The organism is Flavihumibacter cheonanensis, from assembly GCF_022352215.1.
GTDB classification, from domain to species: domain Bacteria; phylum Bacteroidota; class Bacteroidia; order Chitinophagales; family Chitinophagaceae; genus Flavihumibacter; species Flavihumibacter cheonanensis.
In genome coordinates this window covers 141,840-160,355 of the sequence record NZ_JAKRWF010000002.1, presented here as the reverse complement: position 1 = coordinate 160,355, position 18,516 = coordinate 141,840, and the positions used below count along the sequence as shown (strand labels likewise).

Sequence of the window (18,516 nt, the reverse complement as noted above, 5' to 3'; positions counted from 1 at the left end):
CAGGATGCCGCTATTTGATTTTCATATTCACCCATCACTCAAAGAATTATTATCTCCGGCTTCGGCTGCATTGACTCCCTGGAGTAAGAAAGAAGCAAAACTTTCCATCGGGAAACTATTCGGACAGGAAACTCAAATCGGCATTAATGCTTTGTTTAATCATGCGTTGAATTCCCAGGCAAATCTAACGCAGCTTCAAAAAGCAGGCATTAACCTGGCAGGTATTGTGTTGTACGCAATAGAAAAAAACATTGCGGAAGGAGTGTTATCCAGGAAAGTGGCCAGTAAAGGAAAGATCAAATTGTTGGATCCTGCTACTTTAAAATTGATTCTTCAATCCCCTTCGTATTATTCCTGGTTATGTAAGAATATGGATTCATTGCTGAAAAATGCTGTGAGTCCGGATGGCAAGTCGCGTTTCCGGTTTATTAATTCCATGACTGAGTACGATCAATCAGCTACTAATGTTATTCACGGTATATGCCTGGTGGAGGGTATCCATTGTTTTATGGATGACCCGGAATCGCCGGATGCGGAGCAGGCTTTTTACCGAAACATGGACGACTTTCAGAACAGGTATCAGACAAGAATTGTGGCCATCAACCTGGCGCATATGCAGTCGGTCCCGTTTTGCAATCATGCTTTTGGGATCCAATTTATAGAGGATGCATTGTTTTATCCGAAGGGGGCTGGTATAACGGATTCGGGTACCCGGATTATTAAGGAACTGTATAGTAGAAATATTTTGCCTGACCTTAAGCATCTAAGTTTTGTTTCCCGAAAGCAGCTTATTCAATTGCATAAAACAGAATTTCAGGCTTATCCATTGCTTTGCACGCATGCAGGTTTTGCAGGAGTGAGTATGCGAAACCGGTCTGCACAGTTGTATGAAAAACCGGTACGGCGGCAGGGTGTATGGGAAATCAGACATGTCAAGAGAAGAGGGCACCTGGCACAGTCGGCTTTTAATCACAGTAGTATTAATTTATACGATGAAGAAATAGTGGACATTTTACGATCTGTAGGACTGATCGGATTATCCCTGGACCAGCGGATTCTTGGGTTTCCTGCTGATAACATCGGGTACCAATGGAATATATTACCAACAGATCTGGAATATATTTCGGAAGCGGAAGCGGCTGAATTTTTTCATCCGTTTGCGGATCCTGCGGATGTATCCATTATAAAAGATCCTGATTCGGCATTAACAGGTGATGAGGTGCTGGAACAGGAGCCTGTAACGAATGAAGTACATTATTCTTATTTTCTGAATCAACTGATACATTTTCTGAGAGTTGCAAAGCAGGCGCGTTTTCCGTTGGATAAAGCCATCCGGCAAATTTGTATTGGATCCGATTTTGATGGTCTTATCAATCCAATTGATTGTTGCAATAACGCAACGGAATTACCTGCTTTCCGGACTGAAATCCATCACCGGTTGAAACGGGGAAAAAAAATTTGGGAGCAGGCGGGTATTTCCAAATCCGAAGTGGATCTGGATGGGCTGGTAGAAGGATTGTTTTATGAGAATGCAGTAAGGTTTTTGCGGAAATGGATGTGACTATTTCCTATTATTGTAATCTTTTTATAAACCTTAGTCTGTATGAAAATTCGGAATCGGATCTTTCCCTTATGTTTCTTTTTATTTTGTCTCTTGGGCCTTTCCAGCTGTTTGAATTCTAAAAGAATTGACAAATTTGTAACCAAACATTACGAAACAACGCCTCCGCCAAAAAAAGTAAAACCGGTTGAAAATATTATCATCAGTTCACCGCTTTCTATTGCAGGTCCCCAATCCGTAACAACCGGCAAAACCTACAATTGGCTGCCTTTGATTGTATACATTGAATTTCATTATGCGATGACCTGTACCCTTAACCCGGAACATGCAATAACGGTCTATTCAAATTCAATCCATAAATATGCTGCCAAAAAACTGAGCAAAAATTTGGGTAATAAACAGTTGAAGCTATCCATTGAAAAAATACCGCAGCAGTTTCAGGTACTGGATGAAGGGCATATGATATTCATTGGTTTAGCAGTTGCCTGGGATAAAATAACGATTGGTTCCATTGATAAAACGCTGGAGGTACGTTACCAGTTGCTGGAGAATGGCGTGGAAATCAGTTCAGGTACGTTAAGCGAATCCATGCCCGATTATATGGTACGGGTAAAACCAACTGTTAAACAGCAGGATATCGCCGAGTATTTCAGTAATTATGAAAAAAACATTACCATTCTAAGTCAGCGTATGGCTGATCAGCTCGAACGTGAACTGCAGTTGGTTAATCAATAACATAAATTTACAGGGTGAACCACTTCCGTAATATACTTCCGAATGGAAGCAAACCCGACCGGATTGTAAACCTCAATGGAAAACCATTTTTGTTTTTCAGTGGAACAGCCTACCTGGGTATGAATGCGAATCCGGAGTTTTCCCGGTTGATTGAAGAAGGAATGCGGATCTATGGGTCTAATTATGGCAGTTCCAGGTCTGGAAATTTCACCATCCCGGTGTATGAGGAGGCTGAGACTGCCATGGCCAAGCGTTTTAAAGCGGAGGCGGCACTGACTGTTTCTTCCGGCTTTATGTCTGCTCAACTGGTGATTCGGTATTTTGAAGAAAAAGCGGTATTTCTATATGCCCCGGATTGTCATCCCGCTTTATTTAGAAAGCAGGCGGATGGGAAAACCGGCGACTACCATAACTGGATAACCGAACTGCCAGAACTGTTGCTGCAGGTTCCTGATGAAAATGTTGTAATCCTTACCAATTCGATTGATCCGTTGAAGGTAAAATCGTATGATTTTTCCTGGATTAGTCAGCTACCAATAAACAAAAAAATTACAGTTATCATCGATGATTCCCATGGATTAGGAATCCTGGGAGAATCGGGTGAAGGAGTCTCCGGATTTCTGCCAGAGAACCCTTCCATTGATATCATCATCGTTTCTTCCTTAGCGAAAGCAATGGGTATGTCAGGAGGGGTAATTCTTGCGAATTCCAACCAGCTGTCGGCTTTACGTTCATCGCCTTTTTTTACAGCTGCATCCCCTATGGCTCCTGCCTTCCTGCATGCTTACCTTCATGCTCAAGAATTTTATGAGATGGAAAGAGTTGCCCTATTCCGAAATATCCATCAACTTCAGCAAGGTTTATTTTCGCTTACTACTCTACGTTATATCCCAAATTACCCGGTAATTTTTAGCAATAATAATCAGCTAGCTGCCAACCTATATGAGCATCAAATACTGATCAGCAGTTTTGCGTATCCCGGTCCGGATGATGATAAGATCACCCGGATCATAGTGAGTAGTCGCCATACAGAAGAGGATATAAATTATTTGCTTGAAAAACTGTATATCTGAGAAATGATCTTAATTGTCTGGACAGGATAGTGAAAATTTGATAAGACCTGGAGAAATTTACATAGTGCACCTGTTCTTAAAACATGTAACTTATAGCTATGAAACAATCTTCTCTGTTTTTTACGCTGTTATGCGTATTGTTTTCTATTCAGGTAACTGCACAAACTGTAAAAGAAGTAGATATCTGCATTTATGGCGGAAGTTCTGCTGGTGTGATGGCAGCGTATACGGCAAAAAAAATGGGGAAAACAGTTTTGCTCATTGAACCCGGGAAGCGATTGGGTGGTCTTACAAGCGGAGGCCTTGGCTTTACTGATATCGGCAATAAATTTGCCATAAGTGGATTGGCGCTGGATTATTACAGACGACTGGGAAAACACTATGGAACTTTTGAGTCCTGGATATTTGAACCGGGCGTTGCGGAATCGCTTTTTAAGGAGTATATCGCTAAAGCAAAAGTGGAGGTATGGTATGAAAGAGGATTGATCAGTCTTACCAAAGATAAAGGAGCGATTTCAGAAATCTCCGTTCGGCATCCCTTCGATCAATCAACTCGTATACAGAAGGTGAAAGCCAAAGTTTACCTCGATTGTAGTTATGAAGGCGATCTGCTAGCCAAAGCAGGCGTATCCTATACCATTGGTCGCGAAGCCAATAGCCAGTACGGTGAAACATATAATGGAGTGCAGGTTGAAAAATACCACCAGTTTCCGGATGGGATTGATCCCTATAAAACACCGGGTGATCCTTCCAGTGGCTTGTTATGGGGTATTAGTGCGGAGCCACTGCAGCCCATCGGTTCCGGAGATAAAAAAGTTCAAGCCTATAATTTCAGAATCTGTCTCACGAATAATCCCGCAAATAGACTGCCCATCGATAAGCCGGTTGATTATCACCCCCACCGATACGAATTATTACTTCGTTATCTCAATCATGGACAACCGAAAACGCTTCGGCAGATTCTCAAGATGGATCTTATGCCCAACCAGAAAACCGATATCAACAACAATGGTCCTTTTTCAACCGATATGATTGGAGAGAATTATGACTATCCGGAGGCGAGTTTTGAACAAAGAAGATCGATCATTCAGAAACATATCGACTACACCAAGGGTTTGCTCTATTTCATTGGGAATGATCCGCGTGTACCTGAATCCATCCGGCAAGAAATGCTTACCTGGGGTTATCCCAAAGATGAATATGTGGAAAGCGGTCATTGGTCGCCACAACTCTATGTACGCGAAGCGCGTCGGATGGTAGGTGAATACGTGATGACGCAGGCAAACTGCGAAGGTAAAGAAGTGGTAACGGATGGCGTAGGTATGGCGGCCTATACGATGGACTCTCACAACACACAGCGACTCATAATCAATGGCATGGTAAAGAATGAAGGAGATGTGCAGGTGGGAGGTTTTGGCCCCTATCCGATCAGCTATCGTTCGCTGATTCCCAAAAAATCGGAATGTACCAACCTCCTGGTGCCGATCTGTTTGAGTGCCAGTCATATTGCCTATGGTTCTATCCGGATGGAACCAGTGTTTATGGTACTCGGACAATCAAGCGCTGTGGCAGCCAGCCTCGCCATTGATCAAAAAAAGGCAGTGCAGGATATTGATGTGAAAAAATTGCAACTGGAATTAAAAAACAATCCGCTTGCAGATGGATCCACTCCTGAAATTATTCTGGATAATGCAGATATTACTGCTGTTGCGATAAACGGTAACTGGAAAAAAATGCGGCATGGCTATGGTCCTGATTACCTGCTGGCAGAGCAGCCGACTTCTACTGATCAGGTTGTTTTCCAACCCGCCATCAAAATCGCAGGTGAGTATTCAGTTTATGTCTATGTAATGCCGAGATACCCCAACCTGGCATCCCGTTACCAGGTGAAGGTTCAGGACGAACAAAAAGAACACCTGGTAATACTTGACCGGGAGCAAATGCAGGTAAGTGGTCAAACCTCCGGCGGGTGGAAATTGATTGGAACCTTTCAATTGGGTAAAAATGCCCGGATATCCATTGGTTCAGCCGGTGAACAAGGGGTAATCATTGCTGATGCGGTATTGGTGAAACCCTCTTTTTAGATTAATATGTATTACATAATGCATATATTTAGGAATGAAATTTTTCATTCTCAGTGTTGGATTGTTGTTGAGCGGATCGGTTTTCGGGCAGCTTCAGCTGGCGGATTGTTTTGCAAACCATATGGTTATTCAGCGGTCAAAACCATTCTCTATATGGGGAAAGGCTGTTCCGGGACTGCAGTTGAAGCTTCAGTTTAATGGGTTTAAGGGAACAACCACTGTACAGCAGGATTCCAGCTGGAAAGTGGATTTGCCTTCCATGCCAGCAAACAGCAAAGCCACCACCATGTTTATAAAGGCTGGGAAGGATAGCGTTCGCTTAATCAATATACTCGTTGGTGATGTCTGGATTTGCACCGGGCAATCTAATATGGAATGGGCATTCTCAAGAGAGGAGTTTGCCAAAAAAGAAACGCCGGATGCCAATCAGCCGTTCATCCGGCTATACAATACGCGCTTTATCGGGAAATACATTTATGGAGAACCCTATGCTGATTCCCTGACCGACCAATTACAAAGTGGAACATTCTATTCCGGAACCTGGGAGCCCTGCACTAGTGAAACCGTGCAACCTATGTCTGCTGTTGCCTATTATTTTGCCAAGCGGGTAACGCAGCAAACAGGTATACCAATAGGAATCATTAACCTGGCAATTGGTGGCGCCCCGCTTGAAACATTTATAAGTCAGGATGCAATGGTTACGCATCCTGTATTTCAAAAAAAACTAGATGGCAACTGGTTGTACAATTCTTATTTACCAACCTGGATCCGCGAAAGAGGGTTGCAAAACATCGGACATTTACCAACATCCCAAACCAAAACAGGAGAAGGCCCGAATCATGCCTATAAACCAGGTTTTGCCTATGCGGCTGCAATTCCGCAGTTTTCACGCTTACCCATTGCCGGTATATTGCTATATCAGGGTGAAAGTAATTCCCTTGAGCCAGCGCGGGTTTTCGAATATGGGTCCCTGTTAACCCTGATGGTAAAGGATTACAGAGCTGCTTGGAAAGACTCCCGACTACCCTTTTATTGGGTTCAGTTGTCATCCATTGATACGCTGAAATACCAGTCGGCCTATTGGCCTGCATTCCGGAATATTCAGAGGGAGCAACTGGATTCGATCCCTTACAGCGGTATGGCAGTTAGCAGTGATATCGGTCATGCAACCGATGTCCATCCAAGGAATAAACGCAGTGTAGGCTACCGGCTTGCCAATTGGGCATTGCATTATTATTATTGCGATAGACAACAATCTCCATCCGGCCCACTTTTTAAAAATGCAAAACTGAAATCCAACCGGTTGGAACTGTATTTTTCATACAGCGGAAAGGGATTAACAACCAGTGATGATCAGCCGATCAGGGGATTTTCCTTTGACGGAACAACTAATGTAGCAGCGATCCTTAAACGAAAAAAAGTAGTACTACCATTCCAGCATCGCCCAGTTACAGTTTACTACGGCTGGCAGCCATACTCAATTGGTAACCTGGTGAATTCAGAAGGAATGCCCGCTTCCACTTTTACTTTTAAACTTGCGCAGTAATGATACGTTTTGTTTTATGTAATCTGATTTTTGTGGTTACTAGCCTGGTTCGTTTGCGGGCACAGGAAACCGCATTGATTCCATTGCCTGTAACGGTAAACTGGAAACAGGAAAAAGGAACTTTACAAAAGGGTGTTTCAATACGGTATCGGGATAATAAACTCTCCTATGCTGTGCATGAATTACAGGATTTTCTGAATTCGAAAGGGATTATTGCCAGGATCAACACCAGTAATGCACCGGCTGTTTTGATTGAGCTGATTATATCCCCCAGGCTTGAAAAGATCTCTTCCAATGAAGGTTATTATCTAAAAGCAGATGCTAAAAAAATAGAACTCAAAGCCCTCTCTGATACCGGTATTTATAGGGGATTGCAAACATTGAAACAACTACTAGAAACACCACAACAGTTTCAGACCGCTGAAATAACAGATCAGCCCGCTTACCGCTGGCGGGGTTATATGGTGGATGTCGGCCGCAACTATCAGACAATGGAACTGCTGAAAAGACAGATCGACCGGATGGCAGTGTACAAACTCAATACCTTCCATTTTCATGTTACAGAAGACATTGCATGGCGCCTTGAAGTACCTGGTTTTCCTGCTTTAACAGCAGATTCTACCATGCTTAGGGATCCCGGAATGTACTATTCCATTTCAGAAATGAAAGAACTGATCCGGTATTGTGAAGAACGGTATATCCGGTTCGTTCTTGAAATTGATATGCCGGGGCATAGTGCCGCTTTTGAACGTGCAATAGGTGTATCCATGCAAAGCGAAAAAGGCACTCAATACGTGCAGGAAATCCTGCGTACTGTGGCTACCACCCTACCCATAAAGTACATTCATATCGGCGGCGATGAAGTAACAATTACCAACCCCGGTTTTCTGCCGGTAATGACCCGATTGCTGGATTCCTTGGGGATTGAAAGCCTGGGCTGGAGCCCTGGTGGCAACCTGGCCAATACCACCATTCACCAGCTGTGGATGTCAGAAGCTCCAATAATACCCGGCATCCGGTATATAGATTCCCGCCACCTGTATCTCAATCATATGGACCCACATGAAGCTGTAGTTACGCTGTTCCATCGTCAGATAGGTGATCGTACAAAAGCAGACGCTTCCATGCTCGGAGGTATTATCTGTGTCTGGAATGACCGGCGACTCATTAATGAAAATTATCACCTGCTCATAAACGGCGTATATCCATCCATGTTGGCTTTCGCAGAACGTAGCTGGAGAGGTGGAGGTATACTAAAATGGACTGCAGTGATTGGTGAAAAAAACACTAACGAAGCCAATCAGTTCATAGAATTTGAGGGAAGATTGATGAAACATAAAAAGGCCTATTTCCGTAATGAGCCCTTTCCCTATTTCGCCCAGTCCAAACTGGAATGGAGTTTATTCGGCCCTTTTTCAAATAATGGAAATCTGAAGCAAGTATTCGATCCGGAACTTGCCGGATTTTTTTCAAAAGAACCCCAGCCTGCTCTGAACGCAATTGGAGCATCCATTGTATTGCGGCACTGGTGGGCTCCTGCTATAACGGGACATATTCCGGATCCGAAAGAAAATACCACCTGGTATGCAAGAACCCGCATTTTTTCAGAAGTGGAAGGATGGCGAAATTGCTGGATCGGGTTTAATAATTTTTCACGTTCCATGATCACAAGAACACCTGACCTCGGACAGTGGGATGAGCGTAGTTCTGTCCTCTGGTTCAATGGCGATTTGGTGCCTGCCCCCGAATGGAAGCGTTCAGGTAAAACGATCAGTCTTGAAACGCCACTTGAAGACGAAGATTATTATTACCGCACACCTACCCGGCTCTATTTCAAAAAGGGCTGGAACGAAGTGCTGATTAAAGCACCAGTTGGATCTTTTAAAGGCAGTGATTGGCAAAACCCGGTGAAGTGGATGTTTAGTTTTCTGCCGGTGGATTAGTATCTTGTAAGTATGAGGAGTTGGCTATTTCTGACCGGACTGCTTATCCTATCTGCTAAATTATATTCCAAACAGGAAGCTGATTTGCCTGCCATCCGGCAACTCACAACGCAACAGGGCCTGGCTGATAACCGGGTCAAATTCTTCTACCAGGATCATAGCGGACTGATTTGGCTGAATACCAGAAATGGACTCCAGCGCTACGATGGAACCCGATTTTTTACTTTGTCCTACGATCCTCAGGATCCCCTTCGTTCCCTTCCTTCTTCCATTATGAACTTTGGAATTACAGAAGATGCGTACCAGAATATCTGGGCTGTTACCGAACACGAAGGCCCCGTTCGTTTTACTCCCGGTTCCGGAAAACTTCTCAGCTTCGCCCGGCAATTGAAACAGAAAGAGTATAGAAGATCACATACCATTGTGCATACTTCCAGGAAAACGATTTTAATGAGTACAGGAGGAGGCTTGTTGAAGTGGACTCCAGCCGGATTTAAACTCCTGGAAGATCAACGCAAACGGTTACCCATAAGCGATTTCAACAATCTTCGGAATGTACTGGAAGATCCGGATGGAATGATCTGGATTTCTTCGTCGCATGGTTTTTTACAACTAGATACAGCAGGACAATTTTATTCTTCCAACTATAATCCGCTTCAGAAAAAAATCCTGCAACATCAACTGGATATTTCTACGTCCCTCATGGATCGTGATGGATCCATTTGGTTCAGCTGTTGGAATGTAAATGAACAAAAAGGCAGGTCCCTTTACCGGTATGATACCCGAAAGAACCGGCTTGACAGTGTGTGGATGCCCGCTGCAGCAGGGATGCAGGATGATTATTTCAGCATACCCAATACGATGATCCAGGATGCTTCGGGAAATATCTGGATGTCGACCCTGGGTGGACATATTTATGTATTCAATAGCGATATGCAATTGCTGCAGGATTATACTTCTGTATCACTCAATGGAAACCAGCATAAACTGGAATCCATCTCCGCATTATTTGCCGATCGAAATGGTAATATCTGGATTTCATTCGAGCAGGGAGTTTTCATCTGCCGGCCTTCAGCAGCCAGTATCAATTTTTCATTACCCATCCGGTCGTTTAATTTTTCTTTTCAGCATGGGGCCACGCAGCTATTCTCTTCACCATCCGGCTCGATTTTCGTCAACAATCGTTCAAAGGGTTTATACAAATGGGATGTACAAAACAGGGAGCTACAGTATATTCCGCAACAGCTTTATCCCGGTAAATGGGCCAATTATTTGAAATTGCTCTATGCCGACAAACTGGGACTTTATATTAATCCCTGGTTCAGTGATGAAGTGCTGAGGTTTAATGAAAGCCGAAATCAGTTTGAACCCTTCATTCCTCCGGGAAAGCTTAGACTGCTTGATCCAGAGGGAATCAGTACGGATAGTTTCCATGTTTTTACAGGGAAACATGCGATCCACTTGTTTAATAACCAGGGGAATTTTATTGATTCAATTGTTGCTGGTCCGGGTCATACACAAGTAACGGACTGGACGGTTGCGGAAAAATCGGAATTGTTACTAATTGATACCGCAGCAATTATTTACCGTCTGGATCTTCAAAAGCGAAGTTTGGAAATGCTGGTCAGGCTGCCTTTCCGGGGAGGAAGTTATAACATCCTGAAACTGGGTGATAAGCTTTTAGTTGGTACTTTATATGAAGGCCTCAAATTAATAACAAAATCGGGTACTGTAGTACGCAGCTTTAGTACGCATGATGGTTTGCTTTCCAATACTATTTACGAATTGAGCAAGGATTCGCTTGGTAAAAGCTGGATAAAAACACCAAACGGAATAAACTACATTGATAGTGCCAATGGGTTGCACATTTATACCACCATGCTGCATGATAAGCGCTATCATGCCTTCCAGGATGCCTGTTTGGTTGGACAATATGGTGCCGCCTTCCTCATGCGCGATAAAATATTGTATTACCCCTATGTTGAATTGAAAGAACCGGAAAAGATCCCCTTTGTATTTACTCAAATTCAAAAAGGAAATGAGGACAATACCTACCGGTTCGAGTTTGCTGCATTGGATTATACACAACAGGAATCCATTCAATACCGCTATCGGCTGAAACAATCCGATAAAGACTGGATTTACCTGGGGAACCTGGGCAGCCTTGTATTTGATCAACTGCAGCCTGGGTCCTATCAATTGGAAATACAATACCGGCGACTCAATGAAAACTGGCAAGAGAATACGCTGGAACATCTTTTTGTGATTCACCGACCTTTCTGGAAATCCTGGTGGTTTTATACGGTCATGGCAATCCTAGTCCTGGCACCCATTGTTTACAGCATCCGTAAAGAATGGGTTTCTAAAAAAAGAATGGAGCAGTTGCGCTGGCAGTTATCCCGTGATTTACACGATGACATTGGTTCTACCCTTAGTAGTATTGGTATTTACAGCACGCTGCTGGAGTCGAGAGTAAAGGATGAAAAGGGTAAAAGTATCGTACAGGAAATCCGGCAACACACCAGGGATATGGTACAGAATATGTCAGATATTGTGTGGGCTATTCAACCACATAATGAAGAAGCAGAACCACTTATCAGGCGCTTTATTAAATATGCAGAGCCAATTCTGACTTCTGGAAATATCCGCCTGGATGCGGAAGGCGCATTCTCCTGTGTTTCGGTTGAATTAAGCATGTTGCAGAAAAGAAATATCTTTCTCATACTTAAAGAGGCAATGAATAACTGCCTAAAACATGGCAAGGCTACTGTCTTTAAATTAACCTGTTCTGTTTCAAAGAATCATTTCATCGTTGAAGTTGGAGACAATGGTATTGGATTTGATAGCAACGCGCTGTCCAGAAAAAACGGCCTGATTAATATGGCGGAACGAATTAAGGAACTCAGAGGAACGATCCAGGTGGATACGACCCCGGGTGCCGGATGCCGGATCAGGCTGACCATTCCATTACAGCAACTACCTGCATAAATATGCAGGGCTACTGTACAGATATCCTGAATTTATTAGCTTACTGTTATGAGTAGTGAAAAAAGAGAACTGACCATTGTAATTTTTGAAAACAATGAAGCCTATCGCCAAAGCCTGGAAATGTATTTCCAGGAATTTCCGGGCATCCGGGTGGTTGGTTCTTTTGCAGATGGAGCTGATGTGGAAAAACGGGTGCGTGAATCAAATCCTTCATTGATATTAATGGATATTGATATGCCGGTACTGAATGGAATTGATGCTACCACAAAGATTAAAACGCTATTTCCGGAACAACTGATCCTGATACTTACTGTATTTGAGGAAAATGAAAAAGTTTTTGATGCCATCAAGGCCGGGGCGGATGGATACCTTTTAAAGAGTACGCCACCCCATGAAATTGTACAGGCAATGTTTGATACGGTAGCCGGAGGCTCACCAATGACACCGGTAATCGCCCGGAAAATATTGCATGTTTTCGCAAGAGGAACATCCGTCCGGGCAACTCACACTCCCAACGAACTGACAGAAAAGGAAAAACAGGTGCTGCAATCACTGGTTGAGGGCAGAAGTTATAAAATGATTGCCCTGCAACTAGCTATCAGTCTGGATACCGTTCGTTTTCATATTAGGAATATTTATACCAAACTGCACGTAAACAGCGCTACGGAAGCAGTTGCACTTGCCATTCGCAACCGGCTGGTTTAATACCTACCTGCATGATCATGTGTTGCAGGCCTACGGGCTTTGCCTGAATTTTAGGGGAACTATTAAACCATCTTCCATGCGTGTCAAATTGCTTACCCTTTTTACCGCAGTTGCCTGCTGTTTCTCTTTCTGTAGTACAGACCCGAAAACAAGCACCGCTGCGGCTTCGATACAAATAGATTCCCCATCACCGGCTGCTATATCATGTGCTGATTTGCTGACATCAGAAATGGTTGAAACAACCTGCGGAATGAAAGGAATTGTTGAACGTGTAACTTCTGTTGAGCAGTCCGGAAAAAATTGCAACCGATCTTACCGGCTGGGAAAAGGCTGGGGAGATGATATGATATTTATTGTAACTCAAACGCCAGGAAAGGCAGACCTGAGTTATATTAAAAAAGCTTACGCTGATAAGGGAATAGAAGCAGTGAAAGGAATAGGTGATGAAGCCTATACGATGAACTTCAAAGACAAACTTACCGGCCGGCAGGAGCATCAACTGGTTTTTGTAAAGAAAAACCTGTTCATTGAAATCAAGACAAAAGAAAGTGCCAGTTCCAAAACTCCCTGTCCCTGTTACGACCTGGAGAACCTCAAAAAACTGGGAACTGCCATCGCCGCTAAAATCAATTGATCGTGAAAGCGCGAATTGTCTATTTCATTTGTTCTTTTCTAATGGCCTGTGCCAATGAAACGCCAAAAGAAAATGCAACTGAGGAAAATGTTCCTGTGGAAACAAAGGCAGCCTCAGTGGCTGATAATTCGGAACCGGGTTCCGCAATAAAAATAACTGTTCCCACCGGCCAAAGCAATTGGCAGTCGTCAGAAGAAGATCGCCGGTACATAGGCCATATGGAATTGAATAAACTGTATTTCCGATCGGTCAAAGAGTACCAGGAAAAAGGAAAAGAGCGGATGGAAAATATCTACCGCCAACCCTTACCGGATGCCTTTGCCTACTTTCTGGTACAAAAGGACAGGCTGATTGAACAGCGTAAAAAATCTAAGTTCAAAGTTTCACAACCTACCATACCAGATGGATGGGACCAGCCCAATTTCATCGCATATAACACGGAGTTGGCTGAACTGGAATACCGTTATGGCGATATGGATAATCTCGGTTATGGATGGCCGGTAGGTTTTGATCCCTTTTCCGGTGAATCAACCCCAAAGCATGATTATCCTTTTTACCCGGAACCGGATGATCCGGCTGGTACGGACCGGATTATGGTCATCTCCGGATATGAATACGACAAGACAACTTTTTCCAAACCTAATAAAGTGGATGGTTACACCAAATCCACAGAACGACCTTATAATCTTCCTGAACCATTAAAACTATCCTTTGATCTAAAAGGGCTGAAGGTTAAGCATGCCCTCTTGCAGCTGTTCCTGGACGATTTTCAACCCGCCACTTACCATTCCAAATTTCAGGTCTGGATCAACGACCGGGAAGCCGTCTGGATCAGCAGTTACCTCAATGAGCTGAAACAGGGTGGACCTATTGGTAAATTATTATCTGTTCAGGTATTGCCGGAATTCCTGAATGAGGTAGAAACCGGCCAGCTGACCATCCGGATTGATGGTCCGGCTACCAATTCAGGAGATGGTTTCGGAGTGGATTTTATCCGCCTGTTAGTGAATCCCAAATCCATTCCTGTTTCTGCTCTTGCAGGCAAAGTGATAAATGCCAAAACCAAAGCCCCCATTGAGCAAGCCATGGTAAAAGTATCCGGAGGCCGTGAAGTTCAAACAGGTACAGAGGGACTTTTTCAGCTCAGTGATGTGCCAATGGGCATGGTGGTGATTCAGGCTGCTGCGGCAGGGTATAAAAATAACAAACTGGTGGAAACACTGGATGCCAGGCCATTGGAGAACCTGGTAATTAAACTGGAACCTGAAACGCAGGATAACCTGGCAGCTGAATTGGAAGAGAAAGGTAAACTCGACCTGTATGGAATCTATTTTGATACCGACAAAGCCATACTAAAGCCCGAATCAGAAAAAACACTGCAACAGGTACTCGCGATTATTCGGCAGCATCCAGATTGGAAACTGGAGATAGGCGGGCATACAGATGCTGAAGGAAATGCTTCCTATAACCTGGAGCTATCTGAAAAACGCGCAAAAGCGGTGGTAGACTGGCTGAAAAAATCAGCTGCTGCATCAAAACTTGCAGCTAAAGGCTATGGAGCTACCCAACCGGTTGCTGATAACTCAACAGTAACTGGAAGAGCATTAAACAGACGTGTAGAAATTAAACTGATAAAATAACTACTATGTATAATCGAATCCTGTTTATATTGCTTGTTGCCTCGATTGGATGTGGAGATGCCGAAGAAAAAATAAGAGAGGAGTCGCCTGCTACTCCTTCAGCAGCAAGTTCAAAAAGAAGCACGCCAACAGCACAAGATCAGCCGAATGAAAATTGTTCTTTTTTATTTCCTTCCGGACTTCAAAAAGAATTAAAAGCACAAAATCTTCAAGTTGATTTTGCTGTTCAGACCGATAAAGTTTGTGATCAACGATATGAGAACAGGAAGACCAAGGCCGTATTGTGGATCAACCTGGAAAAATTTGAAGATACTGCTCAGTTGAAACGAATCATGATGGCCCTGGCCCAGATGCCGGGTTATCTTGGCCTGATCGATGCAGGAGATGGCGGAACACTGTTTCATGAAACAACCAATAAATCAGAGATCATCCGGGCCGCTTTTCGTGTCGGTTCGTATAAATGCATTATTCAATCCTCAATTCCGGAGAACGGTAAACCAGCTGATGGAATTCTCTTCACCGAAGACGAAATCCGGCAACTCGCGATGGATTGGGGCGCTCAACTTAAACAACTGTAATAATGAAAAATATCCTGCTGACTAGCTGTTTCTTGGTTCTTTGTTGCTGTATGGTTTCGAATGCCGTTGCACAGCCTTTTACACTTGACAAAAAACTGAAAGTGGTAAAACTTCAGCTCGAGAACCAAAAAGACTGGAAAGGGGCAAAAGGCATTGCAGGCGTGGGTAAACTTTCACCAAAAGGTGAATTTTTTTATGTGAAAGGAGCTTCCATGTTTCAGCCCATTGATGTTTTCCTGGTGGGCCCGGATGGCAAAAACGCCCGGATGGAAATTGTCAAAAACAATTGGGAGGATATAGAACTGAAAGGTTCGACAACCGATGCGCCTGATGGAATTGCCAATCTCAAATTAAGATCCTATGGTGATTTTGGTATAAGAGTGTATTCCGACACAGATGAAGGGGATTACCAACTGGTCGTTTATGCCAGTCCGGAAGTAAAAAACAACCTGCCATCACCTTTTGTAAAAATGGATGCCGCAAAAGAGAATACCGATTCCAAAAAAACCGAAGCTACCGTTGATGATAATTCGAATGCGGTTAATTCGGGTGGACAAAACAAGATCCTCTGGATTGCAGGCGGAATCATTGCAGTATTATTATTAATAATCCTGGTTTTGCTTAAAAATAAAAAAGGGAAGACGTTGATCCTCCTTGCTCCTATTTCAATTTTGTTACAACCAACTCCCTTATACGCACAAAGCTGGCAGATGCAAAAACATCTTTCGCAGATCAAGGAAATAATGGAAAGCAAGAATGCGGAGAACATACTGAAAAAACTGAAGGAACTGAAAGAACAGGGTGTCTCTATCAAAGAACTTTTGGAAGCGTACACGGGCATCGGAGATTGTATGGATCTGCCTATGCCTCCAGGTATGCCATCCATTCCCAGTTTTTGTGCAGAAGAGGAAGAGGGTGCAGCAAGCACGGTGAGTGATTCCCGTGGTGATTGTGCCCGTTGTTTTGTGGAAGCGAGGGCAGAGTTTGAAAAAGTGCGCCATAACCTGGAGCAACTTCGCGTGATTTATAAATGCACGAAAGATTTTTCAAAAAAGGCAATTGCCTTTGGCGATAACACATCCGGTATACATGCTGTTTCCGGATTGGCATGGCAGGCACAGAAGGTGAAGATTGAAGCCAGTGTCAAGGATATGGAAAAAGCCTATGATTTGAAATATGTTGAATTGATCGGTAAGCTGCAGGAGAGCCTGATTGCACTTGCTAATTGTGAAGAACAATTTGGAACCCGCGACTGGTATGACCGCTATGGCTATATGTTCTACGAGTTCGTGAAGGAAAAATACAAACGAAGCGGTGAATAACTACAATAAAACCTGCATATGAAAAATAGTGTCCTCCTTGTTTTGTTACTTTCTTCTTTTTTGGCACATGCTCAAAAGGATAAAGACAAAACAAACAATATTAAAAAACCGGTTGACAGAAAAGTTGTAAAGGATATTTCCAAAGGTCCTGCAGATTTTGATCTCGGTTTAATGGATAATCTGAAATTTGAATTTGTCGAATCTGAATACAAAGAACTCAAGAAAAAACACCTGGAATCTTTTGGATCGAATTATGAATCGCAACTTGGGAAAAAGGCACTCTTTGCTAAAGAATTAAAAGTTCGGGTTGCCGTGGATAACCTGGGCACAGAAACCTGGGCTTTCCGGAATTGTATAATGAACGCTTCCATTTTTGAGGGCTTTTATGATTTTACTAAAAGAACAAGTATTAACCGGACAACAATCTGGCATTTTGATACACGCCTGACAATGGACTATTCGCTGGAATCAGGAAAACTGGCGGAAATCTGGATTCCAATAAAAGGTAAGGAGACGAATAAACAAATAATGGTACGCTATCCCATGCCAATCCCGGGACTTACCGGCATTCAGAAAGTTGCGGCTCAAACCGGCAACAAGGAAATTTTTCTTGTTCCGGGTTTATGGTACACCATTAAAGTGGAGTTATCACAGCATGAACAGGATAAAAACATCCGGAACAATGCTGTTTTTATGAATTTTATTATTGATAAAAGCGGGGCTGTTACTGATAGAAAAGGACCTTTTGTTATCCCGGCTAACAAAGCAGGGGCGGGTGTTTCTGTTACAACCGGAGGCTAAGCACCTGATTATTTCGTACTTTCAGGGTAGCATAGTTGGCATGTTATCCGTTGCTTCATTTGCATTTAAAATTGACTCAGCTGCCCGGATTCTCCTGGCGCTAATTTCCTGTCTGGTACTATTTACACTGGTTCAGGACTATCTCTATGCATCATTCAGGGGTAGTGGATATTATATAGAGGAATCGCTGTTATTCAGTAGTTTCTGGCTTTTTTTTATCCCCCTTTGGTTGGCGCAGTGGAATTGGTTACGGTTTACTGTGAAGGCATCCACTCTAAGTATGCTTATCGCCAGTATTATTCCAATATTGCTACATCTCTTTATTTATGCAGTATTTATCTGGTTGTTTTCCGGTTTGTTTTTCAGTTATCAGTTTGAAGTCAGGCAAACCCTCTGGTTTGGACTGACCGAATACCTCTATGTGCTGTTGGGGTTTTACGTGGCACCGATTCTTTTGTATCGTTGGTATTCCCCAACTGAAAATATAACCAAGGAAAAACAGACTTCATCTGTTCAGCTGTCAAATCCAATACGCCAATTGATGGTGCCGGATGGCAACAGGAAGGTCGTTATTTCTGTAACGGATTTGCTTTACCTGGAAGCCAGCAGTCCCTACGTGATGCTACACCTTGAGCACAAAAAACTGCTTCATCGCGAAACCTTGAAAAGCCTGGAGGCACAACTTGATCCGGCTGAATTTGTCCGGGTTCACAAATCCTGCATGGTCAACTGTAATAAAATTCAGGTAGTTCGTTCACGCGGCAATGGTGATTACGACCTGGAGCTTGTTTCAGGGGCCGTTATCCGGCTTAGCAGGAACTATGTTTCTAATTTCAGGCAGGCATTGCAGTTATCGGGCCCTCAGGATACGCTTATTTTCACACAGGAAAGCTGATTCGATTTGTT

At 43.3% G+C, this 18,516-nt stretch carries 14 protein-coding genes; all 14 read left to right on the top strand.

Going from position 1 to position 18,516, the window contains the following annotated elements; genetic code table 11:
- Positions 1 to 4 precede the first annotated feature (4 nt).
- Entirely contained in the window at positions 5 to 1,561 is a 1,557-nt protein-coding gene (locus MD536_RS09975) for an amidohydrolase family protein (RefSeq protein ID WP_239598504.1), read from the top strand.
- Between the two features lie 111 nt (positions 1,562 to 1,672).
- Positions 1,673 to 2,296 (top strand): hypothetical protein, encoded by a 624-nt coding sequence (locus MD536_RS09970; protein ID WP_239598502.1) that lies wholly within the window; start codon positions 1,673 to 1,675, stop codon positions 2,294 to 2,296.
- A 14-nt stretch (positions 2,297 to 2,310) separates the two neighbouring features.
- Entirely contained in the window at positions 2,311 to 3,369 is a 1,059-nt protein-coding gene (locus MD536_RS09965) for an aminotransferase class I/II-fold pyridoxal phosphate-dependent enzyme (protein WP_239598500.1), read from the top strand.
- A gap of 98 nt (positions 3,370 to 3,467) precedes the next feature.
- Positions 3,468 to 5,453: an FAD-dependent oxidoreductase gene (locus tag MD536_RS09960; protein ID WP_239598495.1), complete on the top strand. Its 1,986-nt coding sequence runs from the start codon at positions 3,468 to 3,470 to the stop codon at positions 5,451 to 5,453.
- Positions 5,454 to 5,487: 34 nt separating this feature from the next.
- Positions 5,488 to 6,999 (top strand): sialate O-acetylesterase, encoded by a 1,512-nt coding sequence (locus MD536_RS09955; RefSeq protein WP_239598493.1) that lies wholly within the window; start codon positions 5,488 to 5,490, stop codon positions 6,997 to 6,999.
- Positions 6,999 to 8,942 carry a family 20 glycosylhydrolase gene (locus tag MD536_RS09950; protein WP_239598491.1) on the top strand — a complete coding sequence of 648 codons (1,944 nt, stop codon included), beginning with the start codon at positions 6,999 to 7,001 and terminating at the stop codon, positions 8,940 to 8,942. Before MD536_RS09955 ends, MD536_RS09950 begins: the two co-directional genes overlap by 1 nt.
- A gap of 12 nt (positions 8,943 to 8,954) precedes the next feature.
- Positions 8,955 to 11,930 (top strand): sensor histidine kinase, encoded by a 2,976-nt coding sequence (locus MD536_RS09945; protein WP_239598490.1) that lies wholly within the window; start codon positions 8,955 to 8,957, stop codon positions 11,928 to 11,930.
- A gap of 48 nt (positions 11,931 to 11,978) precedes the next feature.
- Complete coding sequence (locus MD536_RS09940; protein ID WP_239598488.1) at positions 11,979 to 12,635, top strand: response regulator transcription factor; 657 nt, start codon at positions 11,979 to 11,981, stop codon at positions 12,633 to 12,635.
- Complete coding sequence (locus MD536_RS09935) at positions 12,610 to 13,269, top strand: hypothetical protein (RefSeq protein WP_239598487.1); 660 nt, start codon at positions 12,610 to 12,612, stop codon at positions 13,267 to 13,269. The genes MD536_RS09940 and MD536_RS09935 overlap by 26 nt, the downstream gene beginning before the upstream one ends.
- 2 nt (positions 13,270 to 13,271) lie before the next feature.
- Complete coding sequence (locus MD536_RS22065; protein WP_239598485.1) at positions 13,272 to 14,909, top strand: OmpA family protein; 1,638 nt, start codon at positions 13,272 to 13,274, stop codon at positions 14,907 to 14,909.
- Positions 14,910 to 14,914: 5 nt separating this feature from the next.
- A complete protein-coding gene (locus MD536_RS09925; protein WP_239598483.1) occupies positions 14,915 to 15,487 on the top strand; it encodes a hypothetical protein in 573 nt (190 codons plus the stop codon).
- Positions 15,488 to 15,489: 2 nt separating this feature from the next.
- On the top strand, positions 15,490 to 16,809 hold the full coding sequence (locus tag MD536_RS09920) for a hypothetical protein (protein ID WP_239598482.1): 1,320 nt from the start codon (positions 15,490 to 15,492) through the stop codon (positions 16,807 to 16,809).
- An 18-nt stretch (positions 16,810 to 16,827) separates the two neighbouring features.
- The gene (locus MD536_RS09915) at positions 16,828 to 17,610 is read left to right on the top strand and encodes a hypothetical protein (protein WP_239598480.1); all 783 of its coding nucleotides are present in this window, start codon (positions 16,828 to 16,830) and stop codon (positions 17,608 to 17,610) included.
- Positions 17,611 to 17,650: 40 nt separating this feature from the next.
- Positions 17,651 to 18,505, top strand: a complete 855-nt coding sequence (locus MD536_RS09910; protein ID WP_239598479.1) for a LytR/AlgR family response regulator transcription factor — start codon at positions 17,651 to 17,653, stop codon at positions 18,503 to 18,505.
- Positions 18,506 to 18,516: the final 11 nt, after the last annotated feature.